This window comes from Pseudomonas retamae, from assembly GCF_043496865.1.
Taxonomy (GTDB): Bacteria; Pseudomonadota; Gammaproteobacteria; order Pseudomonadales; family Pseudomonadaceae; genus Aquipseudomonas; species Aquipseudomonas retamae.
This window is the reverse complement of record NZ_JBIEIL010000001.1, coordinates 299,379-317,921: the sequence shown is the minus strand read 5'-3', so window position 1 is coordinate 317,921 and position 18,543 is coordinate 299,379. Positions and strand designations below refer to the sequence as shown.

Annotated in this window: 15 protein-coding genes; 14 read left to right on the top strand and 1 reads right to left on the bottom strand. The window is 61.4% G+C overall.

From position 1 onward, the window contains the following. The first annotated feature begins 18 nt into the window (after positions 1–18). The 11 genes from ACGSLL_RS01285 to ACGSLL_RS01235 all read left to right on the top strand — a co-directional run bounded on the left by ACGSLL_RS01285 (position 19) and on the right by ACGSLL_RS01235 (position 13,170). Positions 19–1,410 carry an undecaprenyl-phosphate glucose phosphotransferase gene (locus ACGSLL_RS01285; RefSeq protein WP_394502377.1) on the top strand — a complete coding sequence of 464 codons (1,392 nt, stop codon included), beginning with the start codon at positions 19–21 and terminating at the stop codon, positions 1,408–1,410. 70 nt (positions 1,411–1,480) lie between these two features. Next, positions 1,481–2,821: a UDP-glucose dehydrogenase family protein gene (locus ACGSLL_RS01280; RefSeq protein ID WP_394502375.1), complete on the top strand. Its 1,341-nt coding sequence runs from the start codon at positions 1,481–1,483 to the stop codon at positions 2,819–2,821. A gap of 13 nt (positions 2,822–2,834) precedes the next feature. Next, entirely contained in the window at positions 2,835–3,539 is a 705-nt protein-coding gene (locus ACGSLL_RS01275) for a WecB/TagA/CpsF family glycosyltransferase (RefSeq protein ID WP_394502372.1), read from the top strand. A 2-nt stretch (positions 3,540–3,541) separates the two neighbouring features. Then, entirely contained in the window at positions 3,542–4,624 is a 1,083-nt protein-coding gene (locus ACGSLL_RS01270; protein ID WP_394502370.1) for a glycosyltransferase, read from the top strand. After that, positions 4,621–5,733, top strand: a complete 1,113-nt coding sequence (locus ACGSLL_RS01265) for a glycosyltransferase (protein ID WP_394502368.1) — start codon at positions 4,621–4,623, stop codon at positions 5,731–5,733. The genes ACGSLL_RS01270 and ACGSLL_RS01265 overlap by 4 nt, the downstream gene beginning before the upstream one ends. Beyond that, positions 5,730–7,043 carry an O-antigen ligase family protein gene (locus ACGSLL_RS01260; RefSeq protein ID WP_394502365.1) on the top strand — a complete coding sequence of 438 codons (1,314 nt, stop codon included), beginning with the start codon at positions 5,730–5,732 and terminating at the stop codon, positions 7,041–7,043. Before ACGSLL_RS01265 ends, ACGSLL_RS01260 begins: the two co-directional genes overlap by 4 nt. A gap of 17 nt (positions 7,044–7,060) precedes the next feature. Further along, positions 7,061–8,005: a glycosyltransferase family 2 protein gene (locus ACGSLL_RS01255; protein ID WP_394502363.1), complete on the top strand. Its 945-nt coding sequence runs from the start codon at positions 7,061–7,063 to the stop codon at positions 8,003–8,005. A 13-nt stretch (positions 8,006–8,018) separates the two neighbouring features. Beyond that, positions 8,019–9,437 (top strand): oligosaccharide flippase family protein, encoded by a 1,419-nt coding sequence (locus ACGSLL_RS01250; protein WP_394502361.1) that lies wholly within the window; start codon positions 8,019–8,021, stop codon positions 9,435–9,437. A gap of 32 nt (positions 9,438–9,469) precedes the next feature. After that, entirely contained in the window at positions 9,470–10,525 is a 1,056-nt protein-coding gene (gene galE / locus ACGSLL_RS01245; protein ID WP_394502359.1) for a UDP-glucose 4-epimerase GalE, read from the top strand. Beyond that, positions 10,522–12,024: a family 16 glycosylhydrolase gene (locus ACGSLL_RS01240; RefSeq protein WP_394502357.1), complete on the top strand. Its 1,503-nt coding sequence runs from the start codon at positions 10,522–10,524 to the stop codon at positions 12,022–12,024. Before galE ends, ACGSLL_RS01240 begins: the two co-directional genes overlap by 4 nt. 96 nt (positions 12,025–12,120) lie before the next feature. Beyond that, positions 12,121–13,170, top strand: a complete 1,050-nt coding sequence (locus ACGSLL_RS01235; protein WP_394502355.1) for an acyltransferase family protein — start codon at positions 12,121–12,123, stop codon at positions 13,168–13,170. 10 nt (positions 13,171–13,180) lie between these two features. Here ACGSLL_RS01235 and ACGSLL_RS01230 read toward each other — a convergent pair whose 3' ends face one another. Next, positions 13,181–14,080 (bottom strand): helix-turn-helix domain-containing protein, encoded by a 900-nt coding sequence (locus tag ACGSLL_RS01230; protein WP_394502353.1) that lies wholly within the window; start codon positions 14,078–14,080, stop codon positions 13,181–13,183. Positions 14,081–14,242: 162 nt separating this feature from the next. Here ACGSLL_RS01230 and ACGSLL_RS01225 point away from each other — a divergent pair, with 162 nt between their 5' ends. The 3 genes from ACGSLL_RS01225 to ACGSLL_RS01215 all read left to right on the top strand — a co-directional run bounded on the left by ACGSLL_RS01225 (position 14,243) and on the right by ACGSLL_RS01215 (position 18,414). Next, entirely contained in the window at positions 14,243–15,601 is a 1,359-nt protein-coding gene (locus tag ACGSLL_RS01225; RefSeq protein ID WP_394502351.1) for a glutamine synthetase family protein, read from the top strand. Positions 15,602–16,027: 426 nt separating this feature from the next. Further along, positions 16,028–17,116: a polyamine ABC transporter substrate-binding protein gene (locus tag ACGSLL_RS01220; protein ID WP_394502349.1), complete on the top strand. Its 1,089-nt coding sequence runs from the start codon at positions 16,028–16,030 to the stop codon at positions 17,114–17,116. After that, complete coding sequence (locus ACGSLL_RS01215; RefSeq protein ID WP_394502346.1) at positions 17,113–18,414, top strand: NAD(P)/FAD-dependent oxidoreductase; 1,302 nt, start codon at positions 17,113–17,115, stop codon at positions 18,412–18,414. Before ACGSLL_RS01220 ends, ACGSLL_RS01215 begins: the two co-directional genes overlap by 4 nt. Positions 18,415–18,543 lie beyond the last annotated feature (129 nt).

The following is an 18,543-nucleotide window of genomic DNA, read 5'->3' as shown; positions in this document are numbered from 1 at the left end:
TGCCTTGAGGTCAAGCCCATGACTCCGCTCTATACCGCTCATATGACGCAACGCCGCGGCCTGACCTTCTGGGGTCAGTGGTCGTGCGCAATGCTGTTGGCCACGTCGTTGCTGGTGCTGCTGGTGTATTGGCGCGTCGGCTACCTGACCAGCGAATATCGCATCCTGATTATCCTGGCTGTGCTCGGCTCAGTGCCGATCTACAGCGTGATGCGCGTGTATCACAAACGCTATGGCCTGGTGGTCGGGCTCGGCAGACTGCTGGCCGGCTGGTTGATTTTGCTCGCGGTGCTGGCGGCGATTGCCTTCGTCACGCAGACCAGCGCGATCTATTCACGCCAGGTGATCATCCTCTGGGCGGTGTTGGGTTTCGTGGTCCAGGCGGCGAGTTTTCTGCCCCTGCATTACCTGGCCCGGTTGTACTCACGCAAGATCTGCAACGAGCGCCGCTCGGTGATCATCGGCACTTGCCCGACCGCGCATGAACTGGCGAAAAAGCTCTCCACACCTAATCGTGCGCTGGTGCTGGGCTTTGTCGCTGCCGCCGATGACAGCGGCCCCGCACCGAGCATCTTGCCGCTGCTTGGCCGTGTCGACGCGATCCGCGAGATCATCGCCCGCCTTGAGGTACGCCGCGTGTACATCGTGCTGAACATGGCGCATGCCGCGACCATCGAGGCGCTGTACATCGACCTGCTCGACGTCAATGTCGACGTGGTGTGGATTCCGGATTTCGGCAGCATGGTGTTGCTCAACCATTCGATCTCGGAAATCGAGCGAATGCCGGCCATCTACCTCAACGAAAGCCTGATCAGCTCGCATCCGGCCAGTCTGTTGTGCAAGGACCTGTTCGAGCGCAGCCTCGCCGCCCTGGCGATCGTGCTGCTCAGCCCGTTGCTGTTGGCGGTGGCGACCGCGATCAAGCTGACCTCCGCCGGCCCGGTGCTGTTCAAGCAGAACCGCCACGGCTGCAACGGCGAAGTGATCAAGGTGTGGAAGTTTCGTTCGATGCACGTTCACGACGACCGTGAGGTGCGCCAGGCCACCCGCAACGACAACCGCCTCACGCCGATCGGCCACTTCCTGCGGCGCAGCTCCATCGATGAATTGCCGCAGCTGTTCAACGTCCTGTTCGGGCAGATGGCCCTGGTCGGTCCGCGCCCCCACGCCGTCACCCACAACATCTATTACACCGGCAAGGTGCGCGCCTACATGGCTCGCCATCGGCTCAAGCCGGGCATCACCGGGCTGGCTCAGATTACCGGCCATCGCGGCGAAACCGAAACGCTGGAAAAGATGCAGCTGCGCGTCGCCCAGGACCTCAATTACATCAATCAATGGTCGCTGTGGCTCGACCTGAAGATCCTCCTCAAGACCCCCTTCACGCTGTTCTCGAAAAACATCTACTGACCCCCTGCCCCACCGCTGCCTGCCCCTGCCCGTCCGTTGATAACCGGTCATGACGACCTGAGGTTTGACCATGAATGTGAGCGTATTCGGTATTGGTTATGTTGGCCTTGTCCAAGGCGCCGCACTGGCTGAGGTCGGGCACAGTGTGCTCTGCGTCGATGTCGACGTCGCCCGGGTCGAGGCCTTGAAGGAAGGCACTCTGCCGATCTACGAGCCGGGCCTGAAAAGCCTGGTGCGTGACAACTATCAGAGCGGTCGGCTGCGCTTCGGCACCGACCTGGTCGACGCCGTGCACCATGGCGATGTGTTGCTGATCGCGGTCGGCACACCGCCGGACGAAGACGGTTCGGCGGACCTGCAATACGTGTTGAGCGTGGCGCACACCATCGCGCTGAACATGGATCGCCACCAGATCATCGTCGACAAATCCACCGTGCCGGTCGGCACTGGCGACCGGGTGCGCGCCCACATCGAGCAGGTACTGGCCGACAACGACCGCAGCGATCTGACGTTCGATGTGGTTTCCAATCCGGAATTTCTCAAGGAAGGCTGCGCCGTCGACGACTGCATGCGCCCGGACCGGATCATCATCGGTACCGATAGCGCGCGTGCCGAAGAAGTCATGCGCGAACTGTATGAGCCGTTCAATCGCAATCGCGAAAAAATCCTCGTCATGGACGTGCGCAGTGCCGAGCTGACCAAGTACGCCGCCAACTGCATGCTGGCGACCAAGATCAGCTTCATGAACGAAATGGCTTGCCTGGCCGAAAGCCTTGGCGCCGATATCGAGAAGGTCCGCCACGGCATCGGCTCGGACCCGCGCATCGGCTATCAGTTCATCTACCCCGGCCCAGGCTATGGCGGTTCGTGTTTCCCGAAAGACGTGAAGGCGCTGATCCACGCCGCCACCGGCGTCGACTTTGACGCCCGCGTGCTCAAGGCCGTCGAGGCGCGCAACCAGGAACAGAAAACCACGCTTTACAGCAAGATTTTCAATCACTTCGACGGCCACCTCAGCGGCAAGACCTTTGCCCTGTGGGGGCTGAGCTTCAAGCCCAACACCGACGACATGCGCGAAGCACCCAGCCGCGTGTTGATGGAAGCCCTGTGGCGCGCCGGCGCCAATGTGCAGGCTTTCGATCCGAAAGCCATGGAAGAGGCGCAGCGCATTTATGGCTCGCGCGATGACCTGACCCTGACCGGCACCAAGGAAGCGGCACTGAAAAATGCCGACGCGCTGATCATCGTCACCGAGTGGCAGGCGTTTCGCGCGCCGGACTTCGACGTCCTCAGCGCGCGGCTCAAGCAACCGCTGATTTTCGACGGGCGCAACCTGTTCGATCCGCAACGCTTGAGCAAACGCGGCTTCACCTACGTCTCGGTGGGTCGTCAGACCCTCTCTGTGATCTGACGGGAGCCGCGCCATGTTGAAACTTGAACTGGTCGGGCAGTACTCGCCGAAATTGCTTGAGGCCAACCAGGCCTATTCGTTCATCAACTTTGCCTCGATCAGCAGCGTCTTCGCGCAGCGCTCGGGGGCCATCACCTATTTTTGCGACGGCATGCTGATGTCGTCGTTCATGTCGCGGGTGACCGGCAGAACCATCGGCCGGGTCAGCTTCGACTTCACCTCGATTGCCGACCATGTCCTGGGTGGGGCCGAGCGCCTGGGCAAACGGGTTTACTTCGTCGGTGCCCGGCAAGGCGAACTTGAGCTGTTCATGCGCAAGATCCAGGCCCTGTATCCACGGCTGAACGTTGCCGGTTACCACAACGGTTATTTCAACGCCGCCGAGGCTGAGGCGCTGCACGCCGACATCTGCCGCAGCGAAGCGAACATTCTGATTGTCGGCCTTGGCGCCGGCCTGCAGGAACAGTTCGAACAGGATGTGCTGCGCGCAGGTTTTCAAGGCGTTGCCTTCACCTGTGGCGGCTTCATTCGCCAGGAAGCACTGGCGTCGCGGCAATACTACCCGGCGTTGATCAACCGCCTGCACCTGCGCGCTTTCTACCGCATGTACCGCGAGCCGCACACGATCAAGCGCTACCTCATCGATTACCCGAGCAACTTCCTGCACCTGCTGGCCCTGCTCGCACGGCGCAAAGTCGCCATCAGTGTCGGGGAGTGACCATGCACATTCTGTTCATTCTCAAGGATTTCAAATCCGGTGGCGGCGTCGAGCGCGTGCAGCAGCGGCTGTCCGAGCAGTTTCTCAAGGATGGCCGGCGCGTGAGTTTCTTCGTCATGAACGGCGAAACCCCGGACACCGAAGGCAATCAACGTCACCACAGCGGCGGTGGCAACGGCATCGCCGGCCTGCTCCGCTCGATCGTGCTGCTGCGCCGGGTGATTCGTGATGAGCAGGTGACCCATCTGATTTCCGCCAAGGAGCAGGCCAACCTCTGCACCTGGTTCGCCACGCTGGGCAGTGCCTGCCAAGTCATCTACAGCCGACACATCGCCCTTGATTGCAAAGAGCAGAAAACCAACCCGTCGAGCCTGCGCCTGCTATACGCCTTGTACCTGTGCGGCAGCGGCAAAGTGGTCACGGTCTCCACGGCGTTGCGCCAGTCGCTGGTCCGCTTGTTGCCGTGGGGCCGCAAGCGCATCAGCTTTTGTCCGAACGCGGTGATCACCGAGCAACTGTTCCAGGCCTCACGGGCACCGTTGCTCGCCGGGTTGCCCGAAGCTTACTGGTTGGGATTGGGACGCCTGACCCAGCAGAAAGGCTTTGATTTGTTGCTCGACGCCTACGCCCTGGCCTTGCAACAACGCACCCTGCCGGACCTGGTGATCGCCGGCGACGGGCCGATGCGCGACGCACTCAAAGCGCAGGCGCAACGCCTGGGTATCGCACGACGGGTGCACTTCACCGGTTACCTGAGCAACCCCTATCCGCTGCTCAGAAACGCGCGGCTGTTCATTCTCAGTTCCACCCACGAAGGCATGCCGACCGTGCTGATCGAAGCGCTGGCACTGGGCACGCCGGTGCTGGCCAGCGACTGCGAAACCGGGCCCCGAGAACTGCTGGACAACGGCCAGCTCGGCCTGCTGGTCAAGGTCAACGACGTGCCGGCACTGGCTGAGGGAATGCTGCAAAGCCTGACTTCGCGCGATGACGCGATGCCCCATGAACACACTCTGACCGAAGCGCTGCGCCCGTATACCAGCCAGCACGCGGCACAGGCGTATTACCAGGTATGGAATCAATGAAAAAATTCCTCATCATCCTCCACGACCTCAGCGCCGGCGGCGCCGAGAAAATGATGACGCGCCTGGCCGGTGCGCTGGTCGACGCGGGCAACGATGTAACCCTGCTCCTGCTCACCGGCGGCGGCATCAACGCCAAATACCTCGATCCACGCGTCAAGACTGTCGAGCTGCACAGCCCGCGTAGTGTTCGTGCGATTCCGGCACTCGCGCGGTTTCTGCGCGCCAATCGTTTCGATGCGCAACTGGCGGCGCTGACCCACGTCAACGTCGTGGCCATCGCCGCGGCGCTGCTGTCCGGCACGCTGGCGCGCCTGCACGTCAGCGAACGCAACGCGTTTTCCCACGATAAACACGTCAATCCAGCCCTCATGGTGCGGCTGGCCTACAGCGCGGCGCCGCTGCTGTATCGGCTGATTCCCAACCCGGTGATTTGCGTGTCGAAAGGCGTTGCCCAGGATCTGGTCGATACCACCATCGCCCGCCGCCAGGACGTGACCACTGCCGACAATCCGGTGCTCGACGACGACTTCTACAAAAAGCGCCCGGGCCGCCCCAGTCACCGCTGGCTGCTGGGAAAGTCCGGTGCGGTAATCGTTGCGGTGGGCCGTCTGGCCCGGCAAAAAGGTTTCGACACGTTGATCAGCGCGATGGCCGCGCTACCCGATACCCACGTGCGTCTGATCATCTTTGGCGAAGGTTCGCTGCGCCCGCAGTTGCTGGAACAGGCCCGCGAACTGGGCGTCGCCGAGCGTGTCGATCTGCCGGGTTACACCGCCGACCCTCTGGCGGAAGTCGCCGCTGCCGATTGTTTTGTCTTGTCGTCGCGCTTCGAGGGCAGCCCGAATGCGCTGGTCGAGGCCCTGGCCACGGGCACGCCGGTGGTCGCGACTCGCTGCCCCCACGGCCCGGCGGAAATCCTCATCAATGGTCTGGTGGCACCGCTGGTTGAGGTTGACGACGCGCCCGCGTTGGCGCAGGCGATCGGCCTGCAGCTCAACACACCGCGCCATTTCAAGCGCGATACCCGGCTCGAGGCGGCGGCCCGCTTCGCCAATACCCCCGCCCTGCAGACCTACCTCACGGCGATGCTTGGGAGCGCTGCATCATGAGCACCCTGACGATCCGCTATTCAACGTTGCGCGACGGCTTCGCCCTGTTCGGCGTGCTGTTTTACATCCAGGTGATCACCTTTGCCCTCGGCCTTGGCGGCGGTTTCAGCTTTGGCGACGTCGACAAAGACCTCGAAGGCAGCGTCGCCAACCAGGTTTGCGGACTGGTGACGTTGTTGGTGCCGTTGTTTTTCTTTATCCGCAACAAGGTCTTCCTGAGCAAAACCTTCTACCGCAGCAACTTCTTTCTGCTGCTGTTCCTGTTCTGTGTGATCGCTTCGATCGGCTGGTCCCACGACCCGATGCTCAGTCTGAAACGGGTGATCGCGCTGCTCGGCGTGGTGTTTTTCGCCGGCTTTATTGCCTGGAACTACCCGCTGGAAAAGATCGTGTACATGCTCGGCTGTGCGATCGGCGCCGCGGCGTTCATCGGGCTGATACTGGCGGTGGTCATGCCTGACGTCGCGTTCCTCTCCGGGGGCATCCGCGACGGCGCCTTCAAGGGGATTTTTGCCGAAAAGAATGCCGGGGCGCGGCTTAACGCCGTGGCCATCCTGTTATTGCTGCCGATGATCCGTCAGGGCAACCGCCGGGCGCTGTTCTGCGCGTTGTGTTCGCTGGTGGCGATTCTGCTCGCGCAGTCGGCGACCGGCGTCGCTCTGGTGGTGTTCGGCACGGTGAGCTATTGGTATTTCCTGACCCTGATCCGCCTGCGCATCCACCGCTCGCAGGCGCTGTTTTTCGCCAGCACGGCGCTGTTTCTGCTGGCGGGCCTGTTGCTCTACAACCACGTTGCCTGGCTGCTGGAAATCGCTGGTCGCGACCCGTCGCTGACCGACCGCACGCTGATCTGGGAACTGCTTTCACCCTTCGTCGAAGAGCAATGGCTCAAGGGTTATGGCTTCGGCGCTTTCTGGGCCAGCCCCGATGCCGATGCGTTCATCACCCGTTGGGGCTACATCGGCAACGCCCACAGCGGCTACATGGAAACCCTGCTCAACGGCGGTGTGATCCAGTTGAGCGCACTGATTCTGCTGTTCGGCGAAGCGCTGCTCAAACAGTACCGCGCCGTGACCGCCAACCACACGGCGCAACTGCGCGCCAGTGCGCTGGTGATCATCGGCCTGTTCGCCGTCACCAACTACGTGGCGTACGTGATTCCCAACTACCGCTCCGCCGAATTCCTGGTGTTCTGCACCCTCGCCCTGTCCTTCCGGCATCAACTGGTGATGCTCCCCGCGTTCAAACCGACAAACCCGCGCCAGCGTCAGGCTGGCCGGGCATTTGCGCCTGATTCCGCCAAGGCGTAACCCAAGGAGAAGCCGCCGTGACAAACCCAGCCCCGCATACTGTTTGCGTTCTGATCCCGATGTACAACGGCGTCGACAGCATTGAGCAAACGCTGACCTCGCTGGCCGAACAGACGCGCCTGCCCGATCACGTCATCGTCATCGACGATGGCTCCACCGATGACGGGCCGCAACGGGTGCGGAACTTCGCCGCGCCGTTTCGCCTGACCCTGTTGCAGCAGGCCAACGCCGGCCAGGCCAGTGCGCGCAATACCGGTTTGCACCACAGTCAGGAAACCTTCGTGGCGATGCTCGATGCCGATGACCAGTGGCGCCCGCAAAAACTCGAGCTGCAACTGGCGCTATATGACGAACTTGAACAGCAGGGTCGCCCGGTGGGGCTGATCGATTGCTACACGCAGGTCAATTACAGCAACGGCAAGCGACAGCTGGACGCCGTGCGCAAGAGCGGCATGCACTTCTACGACTTCGTCCACGCCAACGTGCTCAATGGCGTGTCTGCCGCACTGGTCAAACGCGACGTGATGCTGCAACTCGGCGGCTTCGATGCCGGCCTGCGTTATTGCGAAGACCGCTTCATGTGGACGCGCATCGCCGAACACTGGGAAATCCACACGGTGCCGCAAGTGCTGCTCGAACGCACGGTCAACGACGGCAACATGACCGCGCAACCGAAAAAGCACTACCAGAACAAGATGAAGTTCATCGACGTGTATCTCGAGCGCTATGGCGCGCAGCTGAGCAAACAGCAGCACATCGATTTCGTACTCGGCAATCACACCGATTTTCTCAATACCTTTTCCCGGCGTGGCGATCATGCCGAGGTGCTCGATGTGTACCGGCGGATGTTCGAATACTCCTGGCAGACGCTGATCTTCGATCACGGCAAACCGACCTTGCGCTGTCTCTACGCCCTCGCCCGCACCGGGTTCAAGGCACCGGCATCAACCGCCGCTCAATGATCCGGTAACCGCCATGGCCAATCACCGCCTCGTCACCCTCGGCTGGATCTTCACCGAAAAGTTCGGCCTGATCCTGCTGTCGATGATCACCTTCGTCGCCTATGCGCGCCTGCTGTCACCGGCCGAGCTGGGTGTGGGCACGATCATCATCGCCATCGTCGAGCTGGTCGGGCTGATCTACTCCTCGGTGCTGGAAGACCCGCTGGTCCGCCTGGAACGGCTGGAGGACAAACACATCTCGACGGCGTTCTGGGCGGCGGTGCTGGTCAGCCTCGCGTCGATTGTGCTGATCTCCGTGGCGGTGCTGTTTTATACGACCGACCCGGTGCTGCGCTGGATGACCGCGCTGGCCTCGGTGAAGATCCTGTTCACCATGATGGCGCGGGTCTACGTGGCGCAAATGCGCCGCAGCGGCAACTTCAAGGCGCTCGCCTCGCGCACCTTGCTGGGCAAGATTGTCGGCGGTTTCGCCGGTATCGCGGTGGCGCTCTGGGGACTCGGCGCCTGGGCGGTGATCGCTCAGGCACTGATCATGGAATTCATCTCGATCATCGTGCTGATGCGCGCAGACCCGCGGCGCATCGCTTTTTACATCGACGGTGCGTTCTTGCGTGAGCTGATCAAGGCCGGCACCCCGGTGGCAATCAACGCACTCAGTTCACAGACCCTGCAGCGCGGCGTCAACGTGGTGCTGGGGATCACGGCTGGGGCGAATGCGGTCGGCATGTTCAACATGGCCATGCGCATCATCGACCTGCCGCGCACGGCCATTTACAACGGCCTGCTGAGCTATGCGTTGCCAGCGTTTTCCCGGCGCAGCACCGAGCCGTTGCGCCTGCTCGGAATCATCGGCGACTCGACTGTGGTCAGCAGCTTTCTGTTGACGCCGCTGTTCCTCGGCATCGCCCTGACGGCCAGCGATCTGATCCTGTTGATCTTCGGCGCCAAGTGGGCCGAGGCGATTCCTTTGCTGCAAGTGCTGGCGTGCACGGCGGCCGTCGGCAACATGGCGATGTACGCCACCACCGCGCTGGTCGCGGTCAACCGCAGCCATCTGACGATCAAGGCCGAAGTGCTGACCACGCTGCTGGCGCTGCTGTTGGTGTACGTCTTCGGCAGTGTCTATGGCGGCATGGCCGCTGCGGTGGCGCTGCTGGTGCGCATGCTGCTGATCACGCCCCTGCAGATCCGCGGCCTGAACGCTGCCGTCGGTTATGACTGGCGCCGCTTCTTCGATTCCAACTACCGCAGCGTGCTGGCCTCGCTGGTGATGGTCACGACCGTGTTGTCGGTGTCGCCGCACCTGGCGGTTCAAGGCTACCTGCACCTGCTGTGCGACATCTCGCTTGGCGCGCTGAGCTATGCCGTGGCGTATAGCGTCCTGCACCCGCGCTGGCCGCAGGAATTCAAATCGGTGTTCACCGCTCGCTGAATTCAGTCCCCGAAAAACAGGAAGGCCCATCCATGCGTAAAACTACGTTGATTACTGGCGGCGCCGGTTATATCGGCTCGCATACCGCTTTGGCCCTGATCAATGCCGGACGCCACGTGCTGGTGCTCGACAACCTGTGCAACAGCAGTCGCGAGTGCATCAAGCGTCTGGAGCAGTTGACCCTGAGCCGGGTCGATTTCATCAGGGGCGATATTCGCGACGCGCACTTGCTCGACAACCTCTTCGGCCGCTACGACATCGACGCCGTGGTGCATTTCGCCAGCCTCAAATCCGTGGCCGAAAGCGTGAGCAACCCGTTGGACTACTACACCAACAATGTCGCCGGCACGCTGGAACTGTGCCGGGCGATGGCGCGCAACGAAGTGTTCAAACTGGTCTTCAGCTCTTCGGCGACGGTGTATGGCGATCCGGCGAGCACGCCGATTTCAGAAGATGTCGGCACCGGCAAACCGGTCAACCCCTACGGCCGAAGCAAACTGATGATCGAGGAACTGCTGACCGATCTGTGCCACTCCGATCCGCGCTGGAGTGTCGCCTTGTTGCGCTATTTCAATCCGATCGGTGCTCACGAGAGCGGGATGATCGGCGAAGATCCCAGCGGCCGGCCGAACAACCTGTTGCCGTGCCTGACCCAGGTTGCCATTGGCCGGATACCTGAACTGACGGTGTTCGGCAGCGATTACCCGACCGTCGATGGCACCTGCGTGCGCGATTACATCCATGTCGTCGATCTCGCCATCGGCCATCTCAAGGCCCTGCTGAAGTTGCAGCACACCAGCGGCGTCGACGTTTGGAACCTCGGTACCGGCGTGGGTTACAGCGTGCTGCAGATCATTCAGAGTTTCGAAGACATCACCGGCATCGCCATCCCCTATCGCTTTGCCCCGCGCCGTGCAGGTGACGTTGCCAAAATGTTTGCCGACCCGGGCAAGGCCGGACGGGAATTGGGCTGGACCGCGCAGCGCGACCTGCAACAGATGATCGTCGATGCCTGGCGCTGGCAGTCGTGCAATCCGCAGGGCTATCAGTCTTCTTTCAAGATTCCGGCGTTGAGCGTCGCCCGATGAGGGTTCATGGCGTGCTGTTTCTGTGGCTGCTGGGGTTTGCCCTGGCCGGCAACGCCGCGCCAGCGCCGCCCGGTGTTCCCGCCGCCGGGCTGGTGCTGTGGCTGGACGCCGCTGATGCGCAAAGCGTGCAACTCGACGAGCAGAACCGCGTGTTGCGCTGGAAGGACAAATCCGCCAGTGGCCATGATGCCAGCGCCGACAGCCCCGGCGCGGCGCCTCAGTGGCTGCCGGACGCGGTGAACGGTCGTGCGGTGGTGCGCTTCAACGGCGTGTCGGGTTTGCTCGGCAAAGCCATCCGCAACGCCAAAGGTCCGGTGACCGTATTAGTCGTATCCCGGCGCACGACAGAACAAGCCGGGGCCGATGCCTGGCAACGCTTGTTCAGTTCACGCCCGCAAACCTCCAGCAACGACAACGTCCTGCCGAATTTCGCCATCAGCCTGCGCGACGCCGCCGCGTATGCGATCAACGTTTCGGTGCTGGAGCTTTACGACGTACCGATCGGCCCGTTTGGCATCGGCCGCAACGCCGTTGGCACGGCGGACAACTTTCGCGGCGACATCGCCGAAGTGCTGGTCTATGACCGTGCGTTTGCCTCGCTCGCCGACCGCCAGCAAGCCTTTCAGTACCTGGCGGACCGCTGGACCGTGGCGGTCCCGCCGATCGCTGATACCTGGACCCGGGTCGGCCCGCTCGGCGCTGTACCGAACCGGACCAACAGCAATCTGCCGCTGTCCGATCAGGCCAACAGCAGTCAGTGGGTGCTCAACGACAAGCTGTCCGACGAGTTCAACGGCAGCACGCTCGACCGCACACGCTGGCACGTCAATCACGGCGTCGGCAACGAATCGCTCGGCCGCAAACCGGCGCTGTACACCGAGAAAAACGCCAGCGTCAGCAACGGCAACCTGAACATTGTTTTCCGCAAGGAAACCTTGCCGGAAAAGTACGTGAAACTCGGTTTCAAGGACTACACCTCCGCCATGGTCCGCACCCTTGAGAAGGGCTTGTTCGGCTATTACGAAGCGCGGGCGAAACCGATGAATTCCGCCGGCTCCAGCGCCTTCTGGCTGGCCTGGACCGGCATGGCCGACAACGCCACCGAAATCGACATTTTCGAAATCGCCGGCAAGACCAAGGACGGCAAGCTGGACCGTTCGTACCACATGAACGCCCACCTCTGGGCTACGCCGCAAAGCACCGAGCACATCGCCGATGGCAGCATCTGGGTCAGCCCATGGCGACTGGCCGACGACTTTCATGTCTACGGCTTCGACTGGCAGCCCGACACGTTGCGCTGGTATGTCGATGGCGTGCTGGTGCGCGAATCGCGCAACAAATACTTCTTCTTCCCGATGGAAATCGTCTTCGACAGCGAGGCCATGTGGTCATGGTTTGGCGTGGTCGACGATGCCGACCTTCCCTCAACGTTCGAAGTCGACTACATCAAGATGTGGCAACGCCGTGCGTCGCTGTCCCAGGCCGGGAGCACGCCATGAGCCGCCACTGCTGTTTCAGCTTGCGCCTTGGGTCGAACCTTGTTCGACAGAGTCGTCAGTTTTTGATCAGCGCTGATCAGTCCGGAGCGCATCTACATGAACAATCGACGGCTCAAGGAACTGGATCTACTGCGTTTTCTGGCGGCCCTGGCCGTGGTGTTCTTTCACTATGCGTTTCGCGGTTATGCCAAGGGCGACATGTCGGCGATGCCCTACCCGCTGCTGGCTGAGCCGGCCAAGTACGGCTATCTGGGGGTTGAGCTGTTTTTCATGATCAGCGGCTTCGTGATTCTGATGACCGCCTCCAGCAATAACCTCAAAGTGTTTTTCATCTCCCGCGTGGTGCGCCTGTGCCCGGCCTTCTGGGTGTGCTGCACGATCACCTTCCTGGTGATCCTCGCTGTTGGCCAACCCAGGTTCAGCGCTGATTTTTATCAATACGTGGTCAACATGGCGTTTCTCAGCGAGATGCTGAATGTCGAGCCCATCGACGGCGTGTACTGGTCGCTGTTCGTCGAGATCAAGTTCTACCTGATGATTTCCGTGTTGCTGGCCTTGAAGAAAATCGACCGGATCGAGCCGTGCATGGCAGTCTGGCTGCTGATCTCTGCAGTCGCTGAGGTGCTGCAATTCGAAAAGCTGCGCTCGATGCTGATTACCGATTATGCCGCGTGGTTTATCGCCGGGGCGACGTTTTATCTGGCTTGGGCCAAGGGCTTCACACCACTGCGGATTGTGCTGCTGGCGGGCGCACTGGCACTGGCGCTGTTCACTTCCGTGGTGTGGGCCGCGTCGATCGAGAGCAAATATGCCACCGACTACGACCCGCTGATCATCTGCGCCGTGGTGGTGCTGTTTTTCGTGATTTTCCTGTTGATCGCGACCAACCGCATGTCCGCTCTGCAACGCTGGAACTGGACAGCGCTGGGCGTGCTGACTTACCCGCTGTACCTGCTGCATCAGATGATTGGTTTCATGATTTTCAACATCGCCTACCCGGCGATCGATCCGCACCTGCTGCTCTGGGGCACGCTGGCGTTCATGATCGGTGTGTCGTGGTTGATTCACGAGCAGATCGAGAAACCCATGGCGCAGTCGATAAAAAAGTCTCTGTCGATTTCCTTCAAACTGGTCAGGGCCGACTAGTCCGCCAGGGTCAGCCGCGCTTGAGCGTCTCGCTCGGCAGCTCTTTGAACAGCGCCCGGTAGCTGCTGGAAAACCGCCCCAGATGCCAGAACGACCAGTGCATCGCCACTTCGGCCACGGTGGTTTCCGTCGGCCGACGCCTGAGCAGTTCGCGGTGCGCGCTGTTCAACCGACGCAAGCGTAACCAGTGGCTTGGCGTCATCCCCGTGTAGGCCTTGAAGGCCTGTTGCAATTGCCGCAGCGACACCCCCGCCACCTGCGCCAACTCGAGCAGATTGAGCGCATCTTCCGGCGAATCCGCCGCCCACTCCCCCACGCGTTTCATGATCATCCGTTCTTCGCCGCGCCGCTGCAGGCCGCTGCGATCGAGGCGCGCCTGCGCGTTGTCGAGGATGAACAGACAGTCTTCCAACAGCTGTTGAGTCAGCGCCTCTTTTCCTTCTATATCAATGGCTTGCGACAACTTCGTGAGAGTCGCGCTTAACCAGCGACTGAACAAGGCGTTCTGTCCGCAGGTGAGCGGCGCCATGAACAGCCCGTCGAATTTCGCCACATCCAGCCCATGCTCACGGACGAATGCCGGACCGAACACCACGGCGATTTCCTGGTAATTCTCCGGGGTGATCCAGATGTTGCGGCTCTCTTCGTTGAGCAGGTACAGCGCGTTGTCGCTGCGATCGAAACAGAACGCCAGAGCCCCGGACGGCGCGCTGAAATTCTGCTCGACCCGGGTATTCATCTGCTCTTCGTAGACCTCGACGCCCTGCAGATCCAGATAGCGGATCTGCCCGGCGAAATGCCCCGGCGACATCTGCTGGTAATGCTGGACCCAGCCCGGTGTGGCGCGCACTTGCTCGGCCACATCGGCGGTGTTGAAGGCTTGAACCTGAAGCGGATTGCACGTTGTCATGAGGTGACCTTGCGCACTCTTTTGGTGCGCTTGGGTGCTGCTTAAAGTGGATAGATGGATTCACTGGCCGCGCCCAAGATAGACGCCAACGCGCCACAGGGGAAGGGGCGGAAGATGAAACCCGCCCTCCCCGGCGTCTACAAAACCAATAACGAGGTCTTTATGAATGCCCCCTTCGATCAGCTGTTCACGTGGCTGAAAGATCACAAGATTACCGAAGTCGAATGCGTGGTCAGCGACCTGACCGGCATCGCCCGCGGCAAGATCGCACCGACCAACAAGTTCCTGCAGGAGCGCGGCATGCGCCTGCCGGAAAGTGTGCTGCTGCAAACGGTAACCGGGGATTTTGTCGACGACGATATCTACTACGACCTGCTCGACCCTGCTGACATCGACATGGTCTGCAAGCCGGTGTCCGATGCGGTGTATGTGATTCCGTGGGCAATCGAGCCGACCGCGATCGTCATCCACGACACCTTCGACAAGTTCGGCAACCCGATCGAACTGTCGCCGCGCAACGTGCTGAAGAAAGTCCTGCAGCTGTACACCGACAAAGGCTGGAAGCCGATTGTCGCGCCGGAAATGGAGTTCTACCTGACCCAACGCTGCGAAGACCCGGACCTGCCACTCAAGGCACCGCTGGGCCGCTCCGGTCGTGCGGAAAGTGGCCGGCAATCGTTTTCCATCGATGCCGCCAACGAATTCGATCCGCTGTTCGAAGACGTCTACGACTGGTGCGAACTGCAAGGTCTGGACCTCGACACGCTGATCCACGAAGACGGCCCGGCGCAAATGGAAATCAACTTCCGCCACGGCGACGCGCTGGACCTGGCCGACCAGATCACCGTGTTCAAACGCACCCTGCGCGAAGCGGCGCTCAAGCACAACGTCACCGCAACGTTCATGGCCAAGCCGATTGGCGACGAGCCGGGCAGCGCCATGCACTTGCACCAGAGCGTGGTCGACATCGCCACCGGCCAGCCGATTTTCGCCAATGCCGACGGCAGCATGAGCGAGCTGTTCCGCCAGCACATCGGTGGTTTGCAGAAGTACATCCCGAAAGTGCTGCCAATGTTCGCGCCCAACGTGAACTCGTTCCGCCGCTTCCTGCCCGACACCTCGGCACCGGTCAACGTCGAATGGGGTGAAGAAAACCGCACCGTCGGCTTGCGTGTGCCGACCTCGGGCCCGGAATCGATGCGCGTGGAAAACCGCCTGCCTGGCGCCGATGCCAACCCGTATCTGGCGATCGCTGCAAGTCTGCTCTGCGGATACCTCGGCATGGTCGAACAGGTCGAGCCGAGCGCCGCCGTTGAAGGCCGGGCTTACGAGCGCCGCAACCTGCGCCTGCCGATCACCATCGAAGAAGCGCTGACCCAGATGGAAGAATGCACCACCGTGGCCGAATACCTGGGCGCCAAGTTCGTGCGCGGCTACGTCGCGGTGAAACGCGCCGAACACGAAAACTTCAAACGCGTGATCAGCTCGTGGGAGCGCGAGTTCCTGCTGCTGAGCGTCTGACCCAAACCTGCACAAATCCCTGTAGGAGTGAGCCTGCTCGCGATGACGTCGGCGCATCCAACATCAATGTCGCCTGCCCCATCGCATTCGCGAGCAGGCTCGCTCCCACAGGGTTTTGGAGTGTGGTCAGGTCCTATGTACAGCGCCATTCCAATGTGGGAGCGAGCCTGCTCGCGATGGCGTCGGCACATCCAACATCAATGTCGCCTGAAACACCGCTATCGCGAGCAGGCAGGCTCCCACAGGGTTTTGGAGTGTGGTCAGGTCCTATGTACAGCGCCATTCCAATGTGGGAGCGAGCCTGCTCGCGATGGCGGCGGCACATCCAACATCAATGTCGCCTGGCATACCGCTTTCGCGAGCAGGCTCGCTCCCACATGAATCGTGTAACGCCCAAGAAATCCAACAATTTGAAGAGGTGTCGACATGCGTCTGTTGAAATCCGTACTCCCGGTTGCACTGAGCATTGTGTTCAGCGCTGTGGCGCAAGCCCAACCCCAGGTCAGCGTCTACAACTGGACCGACTACATCGGCGAAACCACCCTCGCCGACTTCCAGAACCAGACCGGAATCAAAGTCATCTACGACGTGTTCGATTCCAACGAAACCCTCGAAGGCAAACTCCTCGCCGGGCGTACCGGGTATGACGTGGTGGTGCCGTCCAACCACTTCCTCGCACGCCAGGTGAAGGCCGGCGCTTTCCTCAAGCTCGATCGCTCGCAACTGCCAAACTGGAAAAACCTCGACCCGAAACTGCTCGAACTGCTGGAGAAAAACGATCCGGGCAATGCCCATTCGGTGCCGTACCTGTGGGGCACCAACGGCATCGGCTACAACGTCGACAAGGTCAAGCAAGTGCTGGGCATCGACCACATCGATTCGTGGGCCGTGCTGTTCGAGCCGGAAAACCTGAAAAAACTCAGTGCCTGCGGCGTGTCGATGATGGATTCCGCCGACGAGGTGTTCCCCGCCGTGCTCAATTACATGGGCATGGACCCGCGCAGCGAAAACCCCGAAGACTATAAAAAGGCTGAAGCCAAACTGCTGAGCATCCGCCCATACATCACCTATTTCCATTCCTCGAAGTACGTTTCCGACCTGGCCAACGGTGATATCTGCGTGGCGTTCGGTTACTCCGGCGATGTGTTCCAGGCGGCCAACCGCGCCAAGGAAGCCAAGAACGGCGTGAACATCGCTTACGCCATTCCCAAGGAAGGCTCGAACCTGTGGTTCGACCTGCTCGCGATCCCGGCCGACGCCAGTAACCCCAAGGAAGCCCACGCCTTCATCAATTACCTGCTCGATCCGCAGGTGATCGCCAAGGTCAGCGCCGCGGTCGGTTACGCCAACCCGAACCCGGCCGCCAAGCCGTTCATGGATCAGGAACTGGTCAACAACCCCGAGGTTTATCCGCCGCAAGCGGTGCTCGACAAACTCTACATCTCCTCGACACCACCGCAGGCGATCATGCGGTTGATGACCCGCTCGTGGAGCAAAGTGAAGTCGAACAAATGAGTCAGTACAGCCAGGAACACGCGCGCTCCTATTACGCCGCATCGGCGCGAGCGAGCACTGCCTACCCGGTTCTCGAGGACGATCTGAGCGCTGATGTCTGCGTAATCGGCGGCGGTTTCACCGGGGTCAATACCGCGATCGAACTGGCGCAGCGCGGGCTTTCGGTGATTCTGCTCGAGGCGCGGCGAATCGGCTGGGGTGCCAGCGGGCGTAATGGCGGTCAGTTGATTCGCGGCATCGGCCATGACGTTTCGGGTTTCGCCAAATACGTCGGCGAGGAAGGCGTGACGTATTTGCAGCGCGCGGGCATCGATTCGGTAGAGCTGGTACGCCAGCGCATCGCTGAGCATCAGATCGACTGCGACTTGCGCTGGGGCTTCTGTGAACTGGCCAACACCCGCGCGCAGTTTGCTGCGTTCCAGACGGAACAGGCTGAACTTGGCAAACTCGGCTATGCCCATGAAACCCGTCTGGTCGGGCCTGAACAGATCCGTCAGCAAGTGGTCAACGCCGAAGGTTATGCCGGCGGACTGATCGACATGGGTTCCGGGCATCTGCATCCGCTCGATCTAGTGCAAGGCGAGGCTCGTCTGGCGGCCGCGCTCGGTGTGCGGGTGTTCGAGCACAGCCCTGTGCTTGAAATCGTCCATGGCCCCACCGTGCAGGTGCGCTGCGCGGGCGGCACGGTGCGCGCCGGCAGTCTGGTGCTCGGCTGCAATGCGCATCTCGATGAACTGGAACAGCAGCTCAGCGGCAAGGTGCTGCCGGCGGGCAGTTACATCATCGCCACCGAGCCGTTGTCCGCTGCTCGCGCCGCGCAGCTGATCCCGCAGAACCTGGCGCTGTGCGACCAGAAAGTCGGCCTCGATTACTACCGGCTCTCGGCTGACCGGCGTTTGCTGTTTGGCGGCGCCTGTCACTATTCCGGGCGCGATCCGGCGGACATCGCCGCATACATGCGGCCGAAGCTGCTCAAAGTGTTTCCGCAATTGGCCGATGTGCGTATCGATTATCAGTGGGGCGGCAAGATCGGCATTACCGCCAATCGCTTCCCGCAGGTGGGCCGCCTCCAGCAACAGCCGAACGTGTTCTATGCGCAGGGTTATTCCGGGCACGGCCTCAACGTCACGCACTGGTGCGCGAAACTGCTCGGCGAGGCGATCCACGCCGGACACAGCCAAGGCCTCGACGTGTTCAGCCGTGTGCCGCACATGACCTTTCCCGGCGGCACGGCGCTGCGCTCGCCGCTGCTGGCATTGGGGATGTTCTGGTATCGGCTGCGCGAATTGCTCGGTTGAAATCCTGCTGGCGATGGCGGTGGGTCTGTTGGAGCAATGGTGGCTGACAGACCGCTATCGCTGGCAAGCCAGCTCCCACACGGAATTGGGGGGTTGCCTGGTGCCGGGGCCATCTCAGGGGCTGGTGGA